Source organism: Nocardiopsis suaedae, assembly GCF_027706745.1.
Taxonomy (GTDB): domain Bacteria; phylum Actinomycetota; class Actinomycetes; order Streptosporangiales; family Streptosporangiaceae; genus Nocardiopsis_A; species Nocardiopsis_A suaedae.
The window spans coordinates 23634-41150 of sequence record NZ_JAQFWP010000012.1 but is presented as its reverse complement, the minus strand read 5'-3'; the positions used below and the strand labels follow the sequence as shown (position 1 = coordinate 41150).

At 71.8% G+C, this 17517-nt stretch carries 21 protein-coding genes; 11 read left to right on the top strand and 10 right to left on the bottom strand.

Annotation, left to right across the window (positions count from 1 at the left end; translation table 11 throughout):
- Positions 1 to 218: 218 nt before the first annotated feature.
- From O4U47_RS08760 to O4U47_RS31200, 7 genes are all read right to left on the bottom strand, one after another.
- The gene (locus O4U47_RS08760; RefSeq protein WP_270677163.1) at positions 219 to 665 is read right to left on the bottom strand and encodes a PPOX class F420-dependent oxidoreductase; all 447 of its coding nucleotides are present in this window, start codon (positions 663 to 665) and stop codon (positions 219 to 221) included.
- A gap of 170 nt (positions 666 to 835) precedes the next feature.
- The gene (locus O4U47_RS08755; protein ID WP_270677162.1) at positions 836 to 1432 is read right to left on the bottom strand and encodes a hypothetical protein; all 597 of its coding nucleotides are present in this window, start codon (positions 1430 to 1432) and stop codon (positions 836 to 838) included.
- Between the two features lie 156 nt (positions 1433 to 1588).
- Entirely contained in the window at positions 1589 to 2260 is a 672-nt protein-coding gene (locus tag O4U47_RS08750; protein ID WP_270677161.1) for an SDR family oxidoreductase, read from the bottom strand.
- A gap of 68 nt (positions 2261 to 2328) precedes the next feature.
- Positions 2329 to 3909 (bottom strand): fatty acyl-CoA synthetase, encoded by a 1581-nt coding sequence (locus tag O4U47_RS08745; protein WP_270677160.1) that lies wholly within the window; start codon positions 3907 to 3909, stop codon positions 2329 to 2331.
- A 139-nt stretch (positions 3910 to 4048) separates the two neighbouring features.
- On the bottom strand, positions 4049 to 5134 hold the full coding sequence (locus O4U47_RS08740; RefSeq protein WP_408638950.1) for a 2-oxoacid:ferredoxin oxidoreductase subunit beta: 1086 nt from the start codon (positions 5132 to 5134) through the stop codon (positions 4049 to 4051).
- On the bottom strand, positions 5124 to 6977 hold the full coding sequence (locus O4U47_RS08735) for a 2-oxoacid:acceptor oxidoreductase subunit alpha (protein ID WP_270677158.1): 1854 nt from the start codon (positions 6975 to 6977) through the stop codon (positions 5124 to 5126). Before O4U47_RS08735 ends, O4U47_RS08740 begins: the two co-directional genes overlap by 11 nt.
- 218 nt (positions 6978 to 7195) lie before the next feature.
- Positions 7196 to 7294 carry a putative leader peptide gene (locus tag O4U47_RS31200; protein ID WP_333563638.1) on the bottom strand — a complete coding sequence of 33 codons (99 nt, stop codon included), beginning with the start codon at positions 7292 to 7294 and terminating at the stop codon, positions 7196 to 7198.
- Between the two features lie 184 nt (positions 7295 to 7478).
- Between O4U47_RS31200 and O4U47_RS08730 the strand changes: the two genes are divergently transcribed.
- A complete protein-coding gene (locus O4U47_RS08730) occupies positions 7479 to 8339 on the top strand; it encodes a M48 family metalloprotease (RefSeq protein ID WP_270677157.1) in 861 nt (286 codons plus the stop codon).
- A 653-nt stretch (positions 8340 to 8992) separates the two neighbouring features.
- Here O4U47_RS08730 and O4U47_RS08725 read toward each other — a convergent pair.
- A complete protein-coding gene (locus tag O4U47_RS08725) occupies positions 8993 to 9721 on the bottom strand; it encodes a helix-turn-helix domain-containing protein (RefSeq protein ID WP_408638949.1) in 729 nt (242 codons plus the stop codon).
- A 308-nt stretch (positions 9722 to 10029) separates the two neighbouring features.
- Between O4U47_RS08725 and O4U47_RS08720 the strand changes: the two genes are divergently transcribed.
- The 4 genes from O4U47_RS08720 (at position 10030) to O4U47_RS08705 (ending at position 11659) form a co-directional block, all read left to right on the top strand.
- Positions 10030 to 10158: a hypothetical protein gene (locus O4U47_RS08720; RefSeq protein WP_270677156.1), complete on the top strand. Its 129-nt coding sequence runs from the start codon at positions 10030 to 10032 to the stop codon at positions 10156 to 10158.
- Positions 10155 to 10430, top strand: a complete 276-nt coding sequence (locus O4U47_RS08715) for a hypothetical protein (RefSeq protein WP_270677155.1) — start codon at positions 10155 to 10157, stop codon at positions 10428 to 10430. Before O4U47_RS08720 ends, O4U47_RS08715 begins: the two co-directional genes overlap by 4 nt.
- Positions 10431 to 10593: 163 nt before the next feature.
- On the top strand, positions 10594 to 11079 hold the full coding sequence (locus tag O4U47_RS08710; protein WP_270677154.1) for a GntR family transcriptional regulator: 486 nt from the start codon (positions 10594 to 10596) through the stop codon (positions 11077 to 11079).
- A 94-nt stretch (positions 11080 to 11173) separates the two neighbouring features.
- Positions 11174 to 11659: an HD domain-containing protein gene (locus tag O4U47_RS08705; protein WP_270677153.1), complete on the top strand. Its 486-nt coding sequence runs from the start codon at positions 11174 to 11176 to the stop codon at positions 11657 to 11659.
- 2 nt (positions 11660 to 11661) lie between these two features.
- Here the strand turns inward: O4U47_RS08705 and O4U47_RS08700 are convergent, their stop codons facing one another.
- Entirely contained in the window at positions 11662 to 12135 is a 474-nt protein-coding gene (locus O4U47_RS08700; RefSeq protein ID WP_270677152.1) for an NUDIX hydrolase, read from the bottom strand.
- Positions 12136 to 12145: 10 nt separating this feature from the next.
- Complete coding sequence (locus O4U47_RS08695) at positions 12146 to 12829, bottom strand: DUF5919 domain-containing protein (RefSeq protein WP_333563637.1); 684 nt, start codon at positions 12827 to 12829, stop codon at positions 12146 to 12148.
- A gap of 347 nt (positions 12830 to 13176) precedes the next feature.
- Here O4U47_RS08695 and O4U47_RS08690 point away from each other — a divergent pair, with 347 nt between their 5' ends.
- From O4U47_RS08690 to O4U47_RS08665, 6 genes are all read left to right on the top strand, one after another.
- A complete protein-coding gene (locus O4U47_RS08690; RefSeq protein WP_270677150.1) occupies positions 13177 to 13593 on the top strand; it encodes a plasmid replication, integration and excision activator in 417 nt (138 codons plus the stop codon).
- A 14-nt stretch (positions 13594 to 13607) separates the two neighbouring features.
- Entirely contained in the window at positions 13608 to 13811 is a 204-nt protein-coding gene (locus tag O4U47_RS08685; protein WP_270677149.1) for a hypothetical protein, read from the top strand.
- 102 nt (positions 13812 to 13913) lie between these two features.
- Positions 13914 to 14204, top strand: coding sequence for a hypothetical protein (locus O4U47_RS08680; RefSeq protein ID WP_270677148.1), 291 nt, complete (start codon positions 13914 to 13916; stop codon positions 14202 to 14204).
- Complete coding sequence (locus O4U47_RS08675; RefSeq protein ID WP_270677147.1) at positions 14204 to 15628, top strand: FtsK/SpoIIIE domain-containing protein; 1425 nt, start codon at positions 14204 to 14206, stop codon at positions 15626 to 15628. The genes O4U47_RS08680 and O4U47_RS08675 overlap by 1 nt, the downstream gene beginning before the upstream one ends.
- Complete coding sequence (locus O4U47_RS08670; protein WP_270677146.1) at positions 15628 to 17292, top strand: replication initiator; 1665 nt, start codon at positions 15628 to 15630, stop codon at positions 17290 to 17292. Before O4U47_RS08675 ends, O4U47_RS08670 begins: the two co-directional genes overlap by 1 nt.
- Positions 17289 to 17492 carry a helix-turn-helix transcriptional regulator gene (locus O4U47_RS08665; protein ID WP_270677145.1) on the top strand — a complete coding sequence of 68 codons (204 nt, stop codon included), beginning with the start codon at positions 17289 to 17291 and terminating at the stop codon, positions 17490 to 17492. The genes O4U47_RS08670 and O4U47_RS08665 overlap by 4 nt, the downstream gene beginning before the upstream one ends.
- The last annotated feature ends 25 nt before the right edge of the window (positions 17493 to 17517 follow it).

The window sequence follows — 17517 nt, the reverse complement described above, 5'->3', positions numbered from 1 at the left end:
CCGAGTCCGACGGGCGACAGCGGACCGACTCCTAGCCCGGGTCCCGGGCCCGAGGCGGCCGCGATCGGCGCGGCGAGCCTGGTCGCCGTCGGGCCGGCACTCGCCCGGCTCGCACGGCGGATGGACGCCACCGGCGGACACCCCCGGACGCCGGAAGGCGGGGCGGCACGGAATCCCCGCCGCCCCGCGCCCGTCCGCGTGCCCTCGGAGGGCGCCGGTCAGGCGATTTCTTCGCCGTACACGCGCTCGACGTGCATCGTCATCAGGACCCGGCGCTCGGACACCATCACCGACCGGTACTCCGCCCAGTCCGGGTGCTCACCCGCCGCCCTGCGGTAGTAGTCGACCAGCGCCTCCACCTCCGGCCCCTGCGGGTCGCCTCCCGGCCCGACCAGGGTCACCGCTCCTTCGGCCGTGGCCCACGCCCGCCCGTCGGGCCGTGTCACCTCCAGCGCCGCGCGCGGGTCCCGGCGCAGGTTCACCGTCTTCGCGCGCCCCTCGGTCATCGACACGTAGAGGGTCTCGGCCTCCCGGTCGTAGTACGGCATCACGGGCGAGAGCTGCGGAAGCCCGTCGGCCTTGAGCGTCGCGAGGACGCCGAGCCTGCTCTCCGCGAGCAGCGCCCGCGGGTCGAATCCGGTCTTCTCCTGGTCCTGGGTCGTCATCGTCGTCGCTCCCTGAGAACGGTCCGTCCGGTCCGGCCCTTGGAGGCCGTATACATCTGAAGCCGATCGGCCGAGCCGCCATTCCCGGCCGCCGGGCAGGGCGGGGAAGCAGAAGAGGCCCGCACCCCGAGGGGTGCGGGCCTCCCGCCGTTCGTCGGTGCGGCCCGGCTCTACTGCCCGTAGCCCGGGTACTGCTGGCCGTACCCCTGCTGGGGCTGCTGGCCGTAGCCCGGGTACTGCTGGGGCTGCTGCCCGTAGCCGTACCCCTGCTGGGGCTGCTGGCCGTAGCCCGGATACTGCTGGGGCTGCTGCCCGTACCCCGGGTACTGCTGGGGCTGCTGCCCGTACCCCTGCTGCTGCCCGGTCTGATACTGGTAGGCGGCGTACGGGTCCTGCTGCTGGCCGCCGGTCGGGTGCTGCTGGTAGGCCTGCTGCTGGCCGGTGGTGTGCTGCTGGGCGGCGTCCGTCGCGGGCGCCTGCTCCTCGGCGGCGGGCGCGGCCTCCCGGGCGCCCCCGGCCGACGGGCGGAACACGCACAGGTGCAGCGCCTCACCCTCCGGCCCGGTGACCGGGGTCATCTGGTCGAGGCGCCAGCCGGCCTCCTCGATCCCTTCAAGGATGCGGGTCAGCCCCGGACGGACCTTGCTGGAGCCCTCGTCGAACCCGGCGACGTCCAGCTGGACGATGAACATCCGGCGGTTCTGCTGCGCCGCAACCTTGGCGTGCTCGACGACGGTGCTGTCTCTGACGACCTGCGTGACGCTCATGGAATGAACCGTACCTATCTGCTCTGCCTGCTCTGCCCTCGCGGCACTGCGGAGCGGTAGGTCCGCGGGGCCGTCCGCGTCCGCCCCATGATGCCGCTTATGGGCCCGCTCTGGCCAGAAGGGCCGGGCAGGGCCCACACGCGGCCGGAGACCGCCCTAAGCGACCGCCGCCTCCACCGCCTCGTCAACGGGCTCGTCGCCGCCGACCAGCTCCAGAACGCGGCCGATGGCGGCCGTCGACGCGGGCTCGGCCAGCAGCGCCGCCAGCACCTCGGCGACGTCGTCCCGCGGCACCTCGGCCTTCTCCACCGAGGACGCCAGGCGCACCCGGCCGCTCCCCGGCCCATCCGTCAGCCGCCCCGGCCGCAGGATCGTCCAGTCCAGCACCTCCGACCGCTCCCGCAGGTCGGCGTCGGCCGCGCGCTTGGCCTCCACGTAGGCGGCCCACACCGGGTCCGACCCCGGGGCGGGGCCCTCGTCCACGCCGATCGCCGACACCATCACATAGCGCCGCACCCCCGCCAGCGACGCCGCGTCGGCCAGCAGCACCGCGCCCGCCCGGTCGACGGTGTCCTTGCGCTCCGCGCCGCTGCCCGGCCCGGCGCCGGCGGCGAACACCACCGCGTCGGCGTCCATGACCTTCTCCGACAGCTCGGTCACGGTCGCCTTCTCCAGGTCGGCCAGCACGGGCTCGGCCCCCGCCGCCCGCACGTCGTCGGCGTGCGCGGGGTCGCGGATCAGGGCCACCGGGGTGTCGCCGCGCGCGGACAGCAGCCGCTCCAGGCGCAGGGCGATCTTGCCGTGGCCACCGGCAATCACAATTCGCATAGGGGCAGGCTACGCCGCCCGGCGGGGGCGGGCGCGGCGGAACGGCCGCCCCGCCCGAGTGCCCTGTGTCACGCGCCGGGGCCGGGCGGGGGCGCCTCCGCGCCCTTGCGGCCGTCCTCCTCGGACAGCTCGTCCCTGAGCACCCGCTTGAGCAGCTTGCCGCTCGCGTTGCGCGGCAGGTCCTCCACCAGGCGCACCTGCTTGGGCACCTTGAACCCGGCCAGGTGCCGCCGGGTGAAGGCGATCAGCTCGTCCCCGGCGACCCGCGCCCGCGGCACCACCACCGCGGTCCCCGCCTCGCCCCACGTGTCGTCCGGCAGCGCGATCACCGCCGCCTCGGCCACCGACGGGTGCCGGTACAGCACCTCCTCCACCTCGCGGGAGGCCACGAGCACGCCGCCGGTGTTGATCACGTCCTTGAGGCGGTCCACCACGGTGAAGTACCCGTCGGCGTCGCGCCGGGCCAGGTCCCCGGAGTGGAACCAGCCGCCGCGGAACGCCTCGGCCGTCTCCTCCGGCTTCTCCCAGTACCCCGAGCACAGCTGCGGCGAGCGGTACACCACCTCGCCGGTCTCCCCGGGCGCGGCCGCCGTGCCGTCCTCGCGCACCACCCGCGCCTCCACGTGCAGCACCGGCCGCCCGCACGAGTCCATCCGCCCGGGGGTGTGCTCCTCCGGCCGCAGCACCGTGGCCAGCGGCCCGATCTCGCTCTGCCCGAAGCAGTTGTAGAACCCGATGCCGGGCCGCCGCGCGCGGATGTCCTCCAGCGCCGGCACCGGCATCGCCGCCGCCCCGTAGTACCCCTTGGCCAGCGACTCCAGGTCGCGGGTGTCGAAGTCGGGGTGGTCGCGCAGCGCCAGCCACACCGTCGGCGGCGCGAAGAACGACGTCGCCCGGTCCTCCTCGACCCTGCGCAGCACGTCGCCGGGGTCGGGCGCCTCCGACACCGTGTTGCACGCCCCCGCCGCCAGCCCCGGCATCAGGAAGACGTGCATCTGCGCCGAGTGGTACAGCGGCAGGGCGTGCAGGATCCGGTCGTCCTCGGCGATGTCCAGGGCGTACAGGCAGCTCGCGTACTCGTGCACCAGCGCCCGGTGCGTCAGCATCGCCCCCTTGGGCGCCGACGTGGTGCCCGAGGTGTACAGCAGCTGCGCCAGGTCGGTGTCGGAGACGTCGGTCACCGGACCGGTGGGGGCGTGCGGGTCGCGTGCCACCTCCAGGACCGACTCCAGGGCCCCGCGCAGCGCCAGGACGTCCCGCGCCGGCACCGACGGGCGCACCTCCTCCACCCGCCCGGCCAGCCGCGGGTCGGCCAGCACCACGATCGCCCCGGACTGCGCCAGCAGGTAGGCCAGCTCCTCCCGGCGCAGCGCCGGGTTGACCGGGACGTGCACCAGCCCGGCCCGCGCGCACCCCAGGAACGCCAGCACGTAGGCGTCGGAGTTGCCGCCGAACGCCGCCACCCGGTCGCCGCGGGTCAGCCCCAGGCCCAGCAGCCAGGCGGCCACCCGGCTCGCCCCCCGGTCCAGTTCGGCGTAGCTCCATTCGCGGCCGCCGAACCTGAGCGCGGTGCGGTCGGGCCCGCGCGCCGCCGCGCGCCTGAGGACCCCGTCCACCGTGCTCGCCGTGACCGCGGCTTCCCGCTCCATCGCGCCTCCCGCTGCCCTCGCCCGCGTGACGTATCTCACCACGGTAGGGGTGGGCGGGCGGCGGCGCCAGCAGAGCGCGGCCCCGCCGGACACCGCGTGCCCGGCGGGGGCGTTCAGAGCGGGTGGGCCCTCCCGGCCCTCACTCCACCGTCCAGGTGTCGCCGCTGGCCAGCAGCGCCCCCAGGTCCCCTTCGCCCTGCGCCGAGCGGGCCTCGGCCACCTGCTCGTTCATCAGGGCGTCGTAGGCGGGCCTGCGGACGTCCCGGAACACCCCGATCGGGACGTGCTCGAACGCCGGCTGGTCCAGCCGGGACAGCGCGAACGCGTACCCCGGGTCCTCCCGGTGGGCGTCGTGCCGCAGCACCGCGTCCTCGCCGGCCTCGTCGGGGCCGGCCAGCCGCAGCCCGCCGAACCCGTCGGCGACGACGCCGCGCCCGCCCGCCGTGAGCGGCTCGCCGTGCTCCATCCGCAGCAGCCGCAGGTCCCGCTCGGCGGGGTCCTTCAGCGGCTCGAACGCGTCGTCGTTGAAGATCGGGCAGTTCTGGTAGATCTCCACGAAGGACGCCCCCTCGTGGGCGGCGGCCTCCCGCAGCACCGACGTCAGGTGCTTGCGGTCGGAGTCGACCGTGCGCGCCACGAACGTCGCCTCGGCCCCCAGCGCCAGCGACACCGGGTTGAACGGCGAGTCCAGCGACCCCATCGGCGAGGACTTGGTCACCTTGCCCGCCTCGGAGGTGGGCGAGTACTGGCCCTTGGTCAGCCCGTAGATGCGGTTGTTGAACAGCAGCACGTTGACGTTGACGTTGCGCCGCAGCGCGTGGATGAGGTGGTTGCCCCCGATCGACAGCCCGTCCCCGTCCCCGGTGATCACCCACACCGACAGGTCCGGGCGCGAGGCGGCCAGCCCGGTCGCGATCGCCGGGGCGCGCCCGTGGATCGAGTGCATCCCGTAGGTGCTCAGGTAGTAGGGGAACCGGGAGGAGCACCCGATGCCCGAGACGATGACCACGTTCTCCCGCGGCACCCCCAGCTCGGGCAGGAACCCCTGGAAGGCGGCGAGGATCGCGTAGTCCCCGCACCCGGGGCACCAGCGCACCTCCTGGTCGGACTTGAAGTCCTTGGCCTTGTAGGACTCCTGCGCCGCCGGGACCAGCTTGAGCCCGGGGAAGGCGGGCGCGGCGGCCCCGTCGGCGCCGTTGGCGGCGGATCCGTTCTCACTCGGCACGATCGATGACCTCCTGGATGACGCCCGCCAGCTCCTCGGCCTTGAACGGCAGGCCCCGCACCTTGTTGTAGCCCGTGACGTCGGCGCCGAAGCGGCCCCGCAGCAGCAGCGACAGCTGCCCCAGGTTGATCTCGGGGACCAGCACCCGGTCGTACCGGGCCAGCGCCTCCTCCAAGCCGGGCGGGAAGGGGTTGAGGTGGCGCAGGTGCGCCTGGGCGACGCTGCCGCCCGCGCGCCGCACCCGGCGCACCGCGGCGGCGATCGACCCGTAGGTGCCGCCCCAGCCGAGCACCAGCACCCGGGCGTCGCCCGAGGAGTCGTCCACCTCCAGCGGGTCCAGGCTCCGCGCGATCCCGTCCACCTTGGCCTGGCGCGAGCGCACCATCAGGTCGTGGTTGGACGGGCTGTAGGAGATGTCGCCGCGGCCGTCGCTCTTCTCGATGCCGCCGATGCGGTGCTCCAGGCCCGGCGTGCCCGGCACCGCCCAGGGGCGCGCCAGGGTCTCCGGGTCGCGCTCGTAGGCGAGGAACTCCCCGCCGTCCCCGTCGGGCTCCTGGGCGAAGTCCACCGACAGGTCCGGCAGCGCGGACACGTCCGGGATGCGCCACGGCTCCGAGCCGTTGGCCAGGTAGCCGTCGGACAGCACGATCACCGGGGTGCGGTAGGCGGTGGCGATGCGCCCCGCCTCCACCGCGATGTCGAAGCAGTCCGCGGGCGAGCGCGGCGCCAGCACCGGCACCGGCGACTCCCCGTTGCGCCCGAACAGCGCCAGCAGCAGGTCGGCCTGCTCGGTCTTGGTGGGCATGCCGGTGCTGGGCCCGGCCCGCTGCACGTCGACCACGATCAGCGGCAGCTCGGTCATCACCGCCAGGCCCAGGGTCTCGCCCTTGAGCACCATGCCCGGCCCGGAGGTGGTGGTCACCCCCAGCGACCCGCCGAAGGCCGCCCCCAGGGCGGCGCCCACCCCGGCGATCTCGTCCTCGGCCTGGAACGTGCGCACGCCGAACCGCTTGTGCCGGGACAGCTCGTGCAGGATGTCGGAGGCGGGGGTGATCGGGTAGGAGCCCAGGAACAGCGGCAGCCCGGTCAGCCGGGAGGCCGCCACCAGGCCGTAGGAGATCGCCAGGTTCCCGGTGATGTTGCGGTAGGTGCCGGGGGGCAGCGAGGCCGGCTTGACCTCGTAGGAGACCGCGAAGTCCTCGGTGGTCTCACCGAAGTTCCACCCGGCCTGGAACGCCGCCAGGTTCGCGGCGAGGATCTCGGGCTTGGAGGCGAACTTGGACTTGAGGAACCCCTGCGTGCCCTCCGTGGGCCGGTTGTACATCCACGACAGCAGGCCCAGGGCGAACATGTTCTTGGCCCGCTGCGCGTCCTTCTTGGTGACGTCGAACTCCTCGACGGCCTTCATGGTCATCGAGGTCAGGGGGACCCGGCTCACCTTGAACTCCGACAGCGACCCGTCGTCGAGGGGGTCGGAGCCGTAGCCGACCTTGGCCAGGCTGCGCTTGGTGAACTCGTCGGTGTTGGCGATGACGGTGGCGCCCCGGGGCAGGTCGTCCACGTTGGCCTTGAGCGCCGCCGGATTCATCGCCACCAGCACGTCGGGGGCGTCCCCGGGGGTCATGATGTCGTGGTCGGCGAAGTGGAGCTGGAAGCTCGACACCCCGGGAAGGGTGCCGGCCGGGGCCCGGATCTCCGCCGGGAAATTCGGAAGGGTGGAGAGGTCGTTTCCGAACGACGCCGTCTCCTGGGTGAACCGATCGCCGGTGAGCTGCATCCCGTCGCCGGAGTCTCCCGCGAACCGGATGATGACGCGATCGAGACGTTGGACCTTCTTGGTCACTGAGATCGCCGACCTCCTCGACGAGCCCCCGCGGGCGGCGCGGAGGCTCAGGTTGCCTCGGCCCTCGCCGCCAGACTACGCACCGAGCCGCCCGGCGGGCGGTCGCGTGGGTCCGGCGCAGGGCCCCAACGGTTGCCAATGGGATCAGTGGGGACCTGATGGGCGGTGCCTGGCGGGCACCGCAGGGTGAGGGCCGGGCCCGCACCCGCCTTCCGGGGTCAGGGGCGACACAGGGCGCTCTCCACCCGTGCCAGGTCGACGTGGCGCCGACCGGTGAGCAGGGCGCCCGGGAGGCGGTGCGGAGTGATAACGGCCACGTTCGCCACTATAGGTGCCCGCCCTCGAGCGCGCGGCGGTCGGGGGCGGGGCGGATCGGGTCGGGCCCGCCGCGGTCGGGAACGGACCGGCGGGGCCCACACGTTCCTATCGGTGGACGGGCCGGGATAGGCCGCCCGGACCGGCAGGAGACCGACCATCGGACGAAGGAGGGCGTGACCCGCCGTGCACCCCAACCCCATCCGTGCGGCCGCCCTGCTCGCGGCCCTGGCGGCGGTGATCGTGCTCACCGGGTGGGCCTGCGCCGGCGCCCAGGGCGTGCGCGCCGCCGCGGTGGTGGTGCTCGGGGTGACCGGGCTGGTCTGCTTCTTCGGGGACTCGCTGGCGCTGCGGGCGATGCGGGCGCGGCCGGTGGGCGAGTTCGAGCGGCCCGAATTGCACCGGGTCGTGCGCGACCTGGCCACCCAGGCGCGCCAGCCGATGCCCCGGCTCTACCTGTCCCCGACGGCGGCGCCGAACGCCTTCGCCGTGGGGCGGGGGCCGCGCTCGGCCGGGATCTGCTGCACCACCGGGCTGCTGAAGCTGCTGGACGAGCGGGAGCTGCGCGCCGTCATCGCGCACGAGCTGGCCCACGTGCGCAACCGGGACACCCTGGTCTCGGCGGTCGCGGTGGGGCTGGCCACCATCATCACCTCGCTGACGGCGCTGGCGGTGCTGCTGCCGCTGGACGACGGCGACGACGAGGGGCCCGGCCTGCTGGAGGGGCTGCTGTTCCTGGTGCTGGGGCCGCTGGCGGCGCTGGTGATCCACGCCGGTGTGGGGCGCAGGCGCGAGTTCCGCGCCGACGATGCGGCGGCCCGGCTCACCGGGGACCCGCTGGCGCTGGCGTCGGCGCTGCGCAGGATCGAGGCGGGGGCGCGCACGCACCCGCTGCCGACCGAGCGGCGGCTGCTGGCGGCGGGCCACCAGATGATCGCCAACCCCTTCCCCAAGCGGGGGATGTGCCGCCTGTTCGACGCCCACCCGCCCGCGGCCGAGCGCATCCGGCGCCTGCGCGCGCTCGACGCGAAGTGGCGCCTGGAGTAGCGCCGGAGCGGGCGGCCCACCGACCGCCGGACGTACGGTCGCGGCGGTCGGCAGTGGCGCTCGATGGCCGGAGGCGGCGCGCTCCTAGCGGTAGTTGACGTACCGAGACGGGCGAGGCGATCACCTGCGATCTTCGGACCGAAACCCCTGTGACCTGCATCGGGAGTTCTTGGCATTTCCCGGTGATGTTCGCCTTTTCCGGGGCTCATGTGCCCTCGCTGTGCCCTCATGTGCCCGCTCGGCGTCCGTCTCTCCTGAGCCACGGCGGCGGGTGACCACAGGGGTGGTCCGGAGTGCCCGATTGCGCGATCGGTCCGGACCACAGACAGAGCAGCATCGCGCAAGCGGGTGCTCCGGGATCCGGGGGTCCACGGGGGCGGAAGCCCCCTGGTTCCACACGTCCTCAAGTCGGGACTCGGCGTAGACGGTTGGCCGCGCCCTATCCCGCCTGTCATGGGGGCGACGGCGCGCCGTGCGCGGGGCGGTGACGGAACCGGCCACGGCGCCCCAGTGGCTCCGGCCGACCGCCCGGGGGCTGGGGACCGGGCGGCAGCCCGCAGCCCCAGCCCCCGGGCGGGAAGGCCGCGACGGCGCGGGAGCGCCGTCGCCCTTGATCTCATACAGCCCAATTCGGCAATGACCACGCTTCGGCCTTAGTGCCGTGCGGGCTTGGCCTCGTTCCAGACGAGTTCGAAGCTGCGCACGTAGGTGTCCGCCATGTCGGGAGATGCGGCTCGGTCGATCACCACCACGGGTGACTTAGCAGCGGGAAGCCCGGGAAGATGCTGATTCGCGAGGATGCGCTTCTCTGTGAGGAACAGGGAGCTGTAGAGCACGGTGGAGTGAAGTCGGATCTTCACCCCTTCGAGGTCGCTGAGTGGCCTGAAGAGGAAAAGCGCGTTCCGCGCCCTGGAGGCCAAGGCGTCTCCGATGCCCTCGTCGTCGCCGCGACGCTTCACGTGTGGGGAGTCCGGGTCACCGAGAAGGATGCGGATGCTCGTGCCGTGTTGGGCTCGCTCGGCCAAGACCTTGAGCATGCCCGCGTCGTCGGCAAGGAATAGGCCGCTGTAGACGAGAATGCCGATCTCCTCCTCCGCGTCGCTGAAGAGGTCGCGCCAGACCTCGCGCGGAACCTCCCAGCGGTGCGGGTACACGCGCTGCGCGTGCGGTGAGACCGGAGGAGTGGGGGACGGCTCCTCGTCGGGCCACAGGTCCGCCTCCGCCACACCCAAGAGGTCGACGACGGCCCATCGGTGGCGGGGGTAGGGGCGCTGACCGGAAATCCACCTGCGCACGGTCTTGGGGTCGACTCCGAGGTGTGCGGCCACGTCGGTATCCGTGAGTTGAGCCGCGGCCATCGCCTCGCGCAGTGCAGTGTTCACGTCGGAGCCCTCCGGGATGCGGGATCCCGACGATAACAGAAGACGTCCCTAGACGTCCCTCTAGATGTCCGATACGTGGTACACACGTCCACCTGCTCCGAGCATCGTCGTCCCAGGTAGCGAAGACCCCCGCGAGTGCTGCTGACACTCCGGGGGCGTGGTTCACACCTGATCGGAGCAGGCGGAACATGCGGAACCTTATCGCGCGGGCTTGGACCCGCAATCCCCCTGGCGACCGGCCTCCCCGGCTGAGGCCGTATGCGGTCACCCTGTTCACCTCACCACCGCCGGAGTATCCGGTGTCCCCCATGGCGCGGATGGTCCGCCCCTACGTCCTGGAGGTCGAGCGGCGTCGGGCGAGGGAACGCGTCGATCGGAGCCGCCTTGGCCTGGCCGTCCTCCTCGACATGTCCCGTGCGGAGGCGGTGGCGGTATGAGGACCGACGTCGACCCGGATCCGCTCCTGCGGATCCTGCGTGAGCACTACAAGGACCGATGGTCCATACGGCGAACCGCCCGGCTGTGGATCGCCACAGCCCAGGACTACACGGCCCAGCACGCCCCCACCCTGATCCAAGAGGACGTGGAGGTATTCGTCCGCGAGCTTGAGCACCCTCCTGCGGGGGCGGGGAGAGCTGAGCTGCTGCGGGGGCGCGAGGTCGACAAGCCGCGATGCCGTCGACACGGAGACGGCCCTCAAGAGGGGTGAGGGTCGGCCGCTGACCGGCGCCCGACCTTCCCCACCCGGCGGGCGCCGGTCATGCGGTCAAAGGACACTTCGCTACATGCAGGTCAAGGACCTGCATGAAGTTCCACGTATTACTTTGATCCATGGACGAATCTGAAACAGAAACCGATCTCGGAGGGACCGATTGAGCCCGCGCGCGACCCCTTGGGGGACCTACAGCCAGATCGCGGACGCCCTTCGTGGTCGCATCACCGGTGAGGACCTGGCCCCAGGGGACGCCGTGCCCTCCGAAGCTGCTCTGGGCAGGGAGTTCGGGGTAGCGCGCACGACGGTTCGTCGCGCGCTGGCCGTGCTGGAAGCTGATGGGCTCATCAAGTCCGTCCCCGGGACCGGTCGCGTCGTCTGCTCACCGGAGGAACAGGCAGGCGGGGTCACCGACGCTGCACCTGCGCAGTACCGGAGGATCGCCGCCGACCTTCGGGAGCAGATCACCAGTGGCGCCCTGGCCCCGGGGGACGCGCTGCCCAGTGAGGCCGCGATCGTGCGGGAGTACGGCGTCTCCCGGGGAACCGCGCGGCAGGCCCTCTCCGACCTGGAGGGGACTGGGCTCGTCGTCGCTATCCATGGCAAGGGAAGGTTCGTCAGAGAGTCGGGGACTGCCGCGGGCTAGCCTGCTACATGTGGGACATGTTCACTGGGCGCGGGAACTCGCGCGCGAACTGCTCGAACAGCCGTTGCCCCGTCGCTGGGCGCATACCCGAGGTGTGGCCGAACAGGCCCGGACGCTGAACGACGTGCTTGGAGACGAGGCGGGCCTTCTGGAGGCGGGCGCCTGGCTCCACGACATCGGGTACTCCCCGACCCTCCGCGAATACTCCGCCGACCTGCCCGTCACCGGCTTCCATCCGCTCGACGGCGCCCGGTACCTGCGCCTCATCGACGTTGACGAGGCTCTGTGCTCACTCGTCGCCTACCACTCCGGAGCGACCGTGGAGGCGCAGGAACGCGGCCTCCTCGAAGAACTCGTCGGAGCCTTCGAGGCGCCTCCGGCCCATCTGCTGGAAGCGATCACCTACGCGGACATGACGACGGGTCCGGACGGCACGCACCTTCCGGTGGAGCGTCGGCTATCGGAGATCCTGGAACGCTACAGCCCGGATGACCTCGTCCACCGCTCCATCACCCGCTCCTCGCCGGAGCTGACGGCGGCTGTGCGGGCCGTCGAGAAACGGTTGGCGAAGGTCGGCTGACCTCATCCGATGTGGGTGGGCCCGCCCTGGAGGAAGTGATCCACACGCAGGCGCATGGACCGGTCCATGGTCAGCTCGGCCAGCTTTTCCTTTGGAAGCCAGACGACTTCCTTGGACTCGCTGCTGGGACGCGGCTCGCCTGAGACGGGGCGGGCCGTGAGCGCGATCGAGAACTCTTGGCGGGCCTCTCCGTCGCTGGTGTAGTACACGATGTGCTTCGGGTCGCTGTAGGTGCCCACGATGCCAGTGATCTCGCAGGTGATCCCGGACTCCTCCTCGGTCTCCCTGATGGCGGCCTGGGGCACGGACTCCCCCAGGTCGATCGCGCCCCCGGGCACGGCCCAGTTGCCGTTGTCGGTACGGCGGATCATGAGGACTTCGTCGCGCGCGTTGACCACGAACACGTTCACCGACGGGACGCGGCTGTTGGCCTGCGGCGCCTCGGGGTCGTCGTAGTAGTCGATCCGCCTGCCCATGGGCCCTCCTTCAGCCGAGGGGACGTGCCCCGTCCCAGACCTTCTCGAAGCTCTCCAGGTAAGTCGCCATCATCTCCCCGCCCGGGATCTTGCGCAGGTGGAAGACGGGCGCCTCGGCCGCCATGGTTCCATACAGGTGCGTGTTGACCAGTAGCTGGTCATCGGCCCGGTACAGGGAGTTGTACAGGATCGTGTCGTGAAGGCGGAACTCGGCGCCCTCGATGGCACGGACCTGCTTGTACATGAGGATGACGTTCTTGATCTTGGACGCCATCAGCTCCCCGCCGATGCCCTCGTCTTCGCCCCGCTGGGAGACGGCCTCAGATTCGGGGTCGCCGAGAAGCACGCGCAGACGGACCCCGGCCTTGGCCTTGGCCGCGAGCAGTTTGAGCATGCTGGGGTCGTCGGCGAGGAAGAACCCGCTGTAGACGAGGACGGAGATCTCCTCGTGCGCGGACTCGAAGAGGCGCTTCCAGGTGTCTCCGGGAACGCTCCACCGGTGCGGGTGGATCTCAACGATCTCGCTATCGGAAGCGGCCTTGCTCTGCTCCGGGGTGAGCGCCTTCGGCCAGAGGTAGGTCTCATCCGCCTCTAGGAAGGCCGCGGTCGCATAGCGGTGCTTGCGATAGGGCGTGCGTCCCAAGGTGACCCACCGCTCAACGCTCTTGGCGTCGACACCGACTGCTTCGGCCACCTCGGTCGGTGTGACTCCGCGCTTCAAGAGCGCGGCGCGCAACCTCTCGTTCGGCATGGACCCCGGGGGTTCGCAGGACGTCTAAGGACGCGCTCACATTATCGGGACGTCCTGAACACGTCCAGCCATGTAGTGATCCCGTCCGGCCTCTGCGCGGGATCGTCGTAACCGTCAGCACGACCCCGGCGGCACCGGGGGATCCGAACTTCCCGACGAGGGCCCGTCCGGATCCCTTGGCAACCGACTTCGATACATGTTAGACATGTATCGATCTTCGGTTGAACGGCCAGATGTCGGCCGCAACGAAGGTCGTCTGACATGGGACGAAACAGAACTGGAGTGTTCTCATGGCGATTCAGGGTGCGATCCCGGTGGAGTTCGGGACGGTGTTCCCGCACGGTGCCTACGCCCTCGGCGTGGAGGCCATCACCGACTTCGAGACCAAGCGCCCCCAGCTCGACAAGACCACGGGGCTCCCGCTGTGGGCGGTGGACGTGATCGACGCCGACCCTGAGGCGCGGGGCAAGGCCAAGTCGGTGAAGGTCAAGATCCCCGCGCAGGTGTGCCCGACCATGCCCGACGAGGCGGCCGGTGTGCCGTTCCGCCCGGTGGAGTTCGAGGACATGGCGGTCATGCCCTACGTCGACGACAACGGGCGCCGCCCCCGGGTGGCCTACTCGCTGCGGGCACGCGGGATGAGGGCCCCGGGCGGCGGGCGCAAGGCTCCGGCCTCGTCTGCCTCTGGTGCGAAGGGCGGCGAGTGATGGCCTTCACGGTCGTGAGCGCCCGACTGGATGAGGACCTGGCCCCGGCCCTGTCGCAGCGGATGTGCCTGGTGATGGGCGGTCGGGGGCTGGTGTTCCAGCTCGGACCTGAGGATGCGGCCTCGGTGACCGCTGATGAGGTGGCCGTGGCCCGTGAGCTGGCCGATGCCGCAGCCGCGTTCGCCGATGCGCTCGAACGCCTGCACACGGGCCGCTGACCGGGCCCGGACATGTAGCGGGGCGGCCTGGTGCGCCAACACCTACGGCCGCCCCTTCAACCCCTCCGACAGCTACCAACTTTCAGAAGAGGTGTGTTCATCATGGCAGAACAGCCCGCACGCGTGAGTGCCCGGGAGATCTGCGACTTCCTTGCCGCGCTCCGCGAACACCGCTGGATCCCGGCCGAGCACGAGGCGGCCTCCCGCGTGGACATCCTGGCCTGGAAGGCCTCCCTGCTCGGCCGCATGGCCGCCAACACCCGCGACCCCGAGACCCGGGCGACCGCCGCTGCGGCGCGTGCCGACCTCGCCGCCGCCCGCGCGGAACTCGCCGCCGCTCGTGCTGAGGCCCTGGCCGACTCCTACGTGCTGCGCACCGGGGGTGAGCACTGATGCTCGGCAACAGCAACGGGGCCTCCCAGGTCGAGCACACCACTCCCGTCCCCGCGCACGCGATCCGCTTCACCACCCCGGTCGTGAAAACCCCAGCCGTGTTCATCCTCGGCCGCTGGCTCTGGCGCTTCCTGGCGTTCCTGGCCTCCCTGCCGGTGCGCTTCCCGCTCTCGGTGGCCTCGGCGGGCGCCCTGGTGGGCTCGTGGGTGCTGTGGGACTGGGTGGGCCCGGCGGTGGTGTGCACGGTCGCCGTCGTCGGCGGGCTCGCCTGGCGGCACTGGCACCCCTCAACGTTCCGGCGGTGGGTCACGCTGCGGGCCCTCGCGCTGGTGCGGGGTGTGTGGGTGTACCGGCGGCACTGGCAACCCGTCCTGGTCGTGTCCGGCCTGGCCGAGTCCTACCTTGAGCGCCAGTACCTTCCCCGCATCCGGTCCGTGAAGTGCTCGGAGTGGGCCGACCGGGTCCGGGTCAAACTCGTGCCGGGGACGGCCCCCGCCGACTTCGAGGACCGGACACCCCAGCTCGCGCACGGTTTCCAGGCTCCGGCCTGCCGCGTGGAGGTGCTGGGGCCCTTGGACCTGGTGTTGGAGTTCCCGCGCCGTGACATGCTCGCCGACCCCATCCCCGCATTGCCCGTCCCGGACTCGGCGGATGCGGTGGACCTGGTCGCGCTGCCGATGGGGCGCTGTGAGGACGGCCGGACGTGGACCATGCGCCTTCACGGCACGCACGTCCTGGTGGCCGGTGTCACCGGGGCCGGGAAGGGCTCGGTGATCTGGTCGGCGGTGCGCGCCATGCTCCCCGCCATCCGCTCCGGCCTGGTGCGGGTGCGGGCGGTGGACCCCAAGCGCATGGAGCTCTCCTACGGCCGCACGCTCTTCCACCGGTACGCCGACTCGGGGGAGGCGTGCGTGGAGCTGCTGGAAGAGGCCGTGGCGGACATGCAAGCCCGCGCGGATGCCTACGCCGGTGCCGTCCGCTCCCACACCCCGACCACCGACGACCCCTTCGAGGTGGTGGTTCTGGACGAGGTGGCGTTCCTGACCGCCTACCACCCCGACCGGGAGGTGCGGCGCCGCGCCGAGAACGCGATGGCCACCCTCACCAGCCAAGGCAGGTCGGTCGGCTTCACCGTGGTGGCCGCGCTTCAAGACCCCCGCAAGGAGGTCATGAACCTGCGCAACCTGTTCCCCGACAAGGTCGCCCTCCGCTTGGACGAGGCATCCCAAGTCGACATGGTCCTGGGCCCCGACGCCCGCGACCGGGGCGCCGATGCACACCTGATCGACCCTGCGGCCCCGGGAACGGCGTTCGTCCGCCTGGAGGGCTCCAAGACCCCCACCCGGGTGCGGGCCGCCTACGTGTCCGATGCCGACATCGACGCCATGACCGCCGACGAGGCCGGTGGGGAGGGTGAGGGCTGATGCCGACCGTCACCGGAAAGACCACCCGCGCCGAGCGCATGGCCCAACCCCTCGCCCGGGAAGTCGCCGAACAGATCGCCGCCGACAAGGGCGTGTGCATCCGCCCTGTCTCGCTGCGGCGCACCGACATCGCCACCGGCACCACCGAGGTGATCGACGTCCCGTGCGGGTCCACCCTGGCCTCCCGGTGCCCGGCCTGCGCGGCCCGCAAGAGGTCCATGCGGCGCTCGCAGTGCGAGGAGGGCTGGCACCTCACCTGTGAACCTGAACCCGCCCCCGACGACCCCTCCGAGGTTCAGCGGGAGTGGGTGGCCAAGCGGGCCGTGGTGACGGCCGAACGTGACCGCCTGGCCGACGAGGGAACCGCCACCGCACAGGAGTTGGCGGCCCTGGACGCGGCGATCGCCGACCTGGACGAGGAGATCTCCGCCTCCGGGCTTCGCGGGTCCGTCGCCCCGGCCTCGTCCTCGGGCAAGCCTCGGCGGGCCCGGTCGACCCGGCGGCGCCAGGATGCCCCGGACCTGCCCAAGAGGCAGCGCAAGAACACCACCCTGGGGCGGGCCTTCACCGACCCGGCCTCGGGCAAGGTCTTCCGCCCCTCGATGTTCGTCACGCTGACGCTGGACTCCTACGGGCGGGTGCGCTCGGACGGCACCCCGGTGGACCCCTCGACCTACGACTACCGGCGGGCGGCGCGGGACGCGCTGCACTTCTCCAAGCTGGTGGACCGGTTCGTGCAGAACCTCCGGCGGGTGGCGGGGTTCGACGTGCAGTACTTCGCCTCCGTCGAACCCCAAAGGCGCCTCGCCCCGCACGTCCACATGGCCGTACGCGGGACCCTGCCCCGCTCCGAGCTGCGCCAGGTGGCCGCGGCGACCTACCACCAGGTGTGGTGGCCGTGCGCGGATGAGCCGGTCTACGAGGGGCCGGACATGCCCGTGTGGGATGAGGCCACGGGGAACTACTGCGACCCCGTCACGGGGGAGGTGCTGCCGACGTGGGATGAGGCCCTGGACGTCCTGGACGCCGATCCCGGGGCGGAGCCGCATCACGTGGTGCGCTTCGGGGCCCAGGTCGACGCGAAAGGGGTGGTTGCGGGCTCGGCGGATGCGGACCGGTGTGTGCGCTACCTGGCGAAGTACCTGACCAAGGACATCGCCGAATGCCACACCGTGGAGACCCCCGCCCAGGAGGCCCACGTTGACCGCCTGGTGGAGGCGCTGCGGTTCGAACCCTGCTCTCCCCGCTGTGCGAACTGGCTGCGCTACGGCGTCCAACCGGACGGCGCCAAGGCCGGGATGGTGCCCGGGTTCTGCCGGTCCAAGGCGCACCGGCGCGAACACTTGGGCTACGCCGGACGCCGCGTCCTGGTCTCGCGCAAGTGGTCGAACAAGACCCTGGCCGACCACAAGGCCGACCGCCTGGCCTGGGTCCTCGAACAGCTCGGCGTCGACCCCACCGACCCCGACGAGGAAAACGCCGGCGGGGCCCTGCCGCTGGTCAACGGCTCCTATGCCTGGGAACTCGCCCGCCCGACCGACCCGGACGTACCTCCCCGCGAACACCGCCTCCTCCGGGCCATCGGCGAGACCCTCAAACGCCGCGCCCGGCTCGACGCCGCACGCTCACCAGAACTGTCGGCAACCGGAGAAAGGGCCGCATGACCGCGACGCTCGACGTGCCCCGACAGCGCCGCTCGGAGCGGCTGTGGACGGTGGCCGATGCCGCCGCCTTCCTCGGGGTCCCGGCAAAGACGCTCTACCAGTGGCGCTACCAGGAGACCGGCCCGCCCTCCCACCGCGTGGGCCGGTACGTGCGCTACGTCCCCGACGAAGTTCGCTCGTGGGTCTGCCGACAGCGGTGACCTGTGGAAGGGAGGTTGAACACCG

What these genes read in the sequence shown, in the direction of transcription:
- O4U47_RS08680 (WP_270677148.1), top strand. Translation starts at nt 13,914, where the DNA reads ATGGCAGAACAGCCCGCACGCGTGAGTGCCCGGGAGATCTGCGACTTC.
- O4U47_RS08715 (WP_270677155.1), top strand. Translation starts at nt 10,155, where the DNA reads ATGAGGACCGACGTCGACCCGGATCCGCTCCTGCGGATCCTGCGTGAG.
- O4U47_RS08755 (WP_270677162.1), bottom strand. Translation starts at nt 1,432, where the DNA reads ATGAGCGTCACGCAGGTCGTCAGAGACAGCACCGTCGTCGAGCACGCC.
- O4U47_RS08670 (WP_270677146.1), top strand. Translation starts at nt 15,628, where the DNA reads ATGCCGACCGTCACCGGAAAGACCACCCGCGCCGAGCGCATGGCCCAA.
- O4U47_RS08665 (WP_270677145.1), top strand. Translation starts at nt 17,289, where the DNA reads ATGACCGCGACGCTCGACGTGCCCCGACAGCGCCGCTCGGAGCGGCTG.
- O4U47_RS08720 (WP_270677156.1), top strand. Translation starts at nt 10,030, where the DNA reads ATGGCGCGGATGGTCCGCCCCTACGTCCTGGAGGTCGAGCGGCGTCGG.
- O4U47_RS08675 (WP_270677147.1), top strand. Translation starts at nt 14,204, where the DNA reads ATGCTCGGCAACAGCAACGGGGCCTCCCAGGTCGAGCACACCACTCCC.
- O4U47_RS08745 (WP_270677160.1), bottom strand. Translation starts at nt 3,909, where the DNA reads ATGGAGCGGGAAGCCGCGGTCACGGCGAGCACGGTGGACGGGGTCCTC.
- O4U47_RS08690 (WP_270677150.1), top strand. Translation starts at nt 13,177, where the DNA reads ATGGCGATTCAGGGTGCGATCCCGGTGGAGTTCGGGACGGTGTTCCCG.
- O4U47_RS08700 (WP_270677152.1), bottom strand. Translation starts at nt 12,135, where the DNA reads ATGGGCAGGCGGATCGACTACTACGACGACCCCGAGGCGCCGCAGGCC.
- O4U47_RS08750 (WP_270677161.1), bottom strand. Translation starts at nt 2,260, where the DNA reads ATGCGAATTGTGATTGCCGGTGGCCACGGCAAGATCGCCCTGCGCCTG.
- O4U47_RS08760 (WP_270677163.1), bottom strand. Translation starts at nt 665, where the DNA reads ATGACGACCCAGGACCAGGAGAAGACCGGATTCGACCCGCGGGCGCTG.